The sequence below is a fragment of the Halopenitus persicus genome (assembly GCF_900107205.1).
GTDB lineage: Archaea > Halobacteriota > Halobacteria > Halobacteriales > Haloferacaceae > Halopenitus > Halopenitus persicus.
The window spans coordinates 1-1,816 of record NZ_FNPC01000025.1 but is presented as its reverse complement, the minus strand read 5'-3'; the positions used below and the strand labels follow the sequence as shown (position 1 = coordinate 1,816).

Annotated in this window: 1 protein-coding gene; it reads right to left on the bottom strand. The window is 56.8% G+C overall.

Annotated elements, in window-relative coordinates; all coding sequences use genetic code 11:
* Nucleotides 1-281: 281 nt before the first annotated feature.
* Nucleotides 282-1,394, bottom strand: coding sequence for an outer membrane protein assembly factor BamB family protein (locus BLV25_RS16575; protein ID WP_256335789.1), 1,113 nt, complete (start codon nt 1,392-1,394; stop codon nt 282-284).
* Nucleotides 1,395-1,816 lie beyond the last annotated feature (422 nt).

Here is a 1,816-nt window from a genome sequence, read left to right as displayed (position 1 = left end):
TTCGGGCTCGGAGTCGCAACGCTTGGTGATATTGCTATTGCGATTCGAGGGTATGAAACGGCAATATCAACTGCCGCTCGTATGATCGGAAGTGCGGTCGTACTTGGAACACTTTTGCTGGTTTTCATTGCGATATTTCAAACAGATAGGAATCAACAGTCAGGAGACTGACTGTACTGACCGGAGCTGGTTCAGAACGTATCACATCTCGATAGCGACGTTCTTTGGCTTGTTCAGATGCCAAGGCAACGACTTGATCGGAAGAGAGGACAGCGCTAAGACTAGCTATCCCGTTCAGGAACGTCGCCTAAGACACCGAGACCGTCAATGTCGGTAGCTGTGAAGAATACAGCTCCATCAACCAATACCGGTGGTGAAGTCACCTCATGGTGGAACCCTGGATCGAACCCGTAGTACCACCGCATCTCTCCTGATCCGCGATCGAACGCACTGATCGTCTTCTTGTCAGGGGCAAATTCGGGGGTACTGACTGGGAAGATGATCGTATCCGTTCCGAGGCAAATTCCCGGTTTGTATACCGGTGTGTCGCGGTGCCATCGTACCGTTCCGGTTTCGCTGTCGACTGCGACGGCACCGTATGAACTGGTCACGAATACAGTCCCGTCGTCAACAGCCACCGTGTGAGGAACGACATCGTCGTCCTCACCGAACGAGCCGAGTTCACGGCGCTGGTCCCCGGTTTCCCTGTCGTGAACGACGAGCGTACGGTCGTCGGAGACGATCACTCCATCCTGCGTCGCAACGGGCGCGGCAGATTCGGGTGTGGCCGTGAGCTCGCTTTGCCAGCGGTCCGAGCCATCCGCTAGCGAGAAGGCAGCGAGTGACGGCGATCCATCCACGTCCCCGACAGCGAACACGCGCCCGTCGTATACTACAGGCGTATGGACGAGGTGACGTACCGTGTTCGTTTCCCAGCGCCTCTCCCCGTCCGCTGCCCGAAACGCCTCGATACCCCTGTCGGAAGCAACCAGCACCGTCCCGGTGGCCTCGTCCGCGACGAGCTGTTCAACCTCGTTTATCGATTCCGTCCAGATCTGCTCGCCAGTTTGGGAATCAAGCGCAACGAGTTCCTCATCGTACGCCACGACGCAACGATCGTCGACAACGACAGTGACGTTGTCCCCGCTGGCGTCGAGGGTAGTCCGCCACTGTTCAGTGCCGTCCTGTGCATCAAGGGCGATCGCACTTCCGTCATTACTGGGATCGAAGTTCGTCGTGTATACCGTCCCATCGGAAACTGCAGGCCGCCACCGCGTGAACGCGTCCGACGTCCATGCCAGGTTCCCCTGCGACGGAGCGGAGACGTTCGCCGCGAACGTATTCGCCCCGTTGGCTCCGTACTGTGTCCACGCGCCTGTCGGATCGTCCGGCAAGGGCGTGTCCGAGTCCAATAACGGGAACATCGATAGACATCCCGAGAGAAGTCCACTCGCGGCGACACCCGTTGTCGCCAAGAACCTCCGTCGATTCACATTTGGACGTAGACTAACGTATGTATAGTCTTGTGGCTGTGTTAAAACCACCTTGTAGTCTCTCGATTTGATGAATAGCGGGGGGTTCTAGCTACTCGCTTCCCAGATCGAAAACGAGAGCCAATTGAGAGAGTCATCCGTCCCACCGGGTACGAAACAATCCGGGACTGATTGACGTGAAACGGATAACAGCGGCGTATAAGATACAAAGTGTGGGTCGACCGTGCAGTTGCACTCAATTATGACATCCTCCCCGGCGTGAACGGCGGGACTCTCGCGCTGTTTTAGTGCGAACACCGCGAGGAAGCTCGTAACGGCCACTA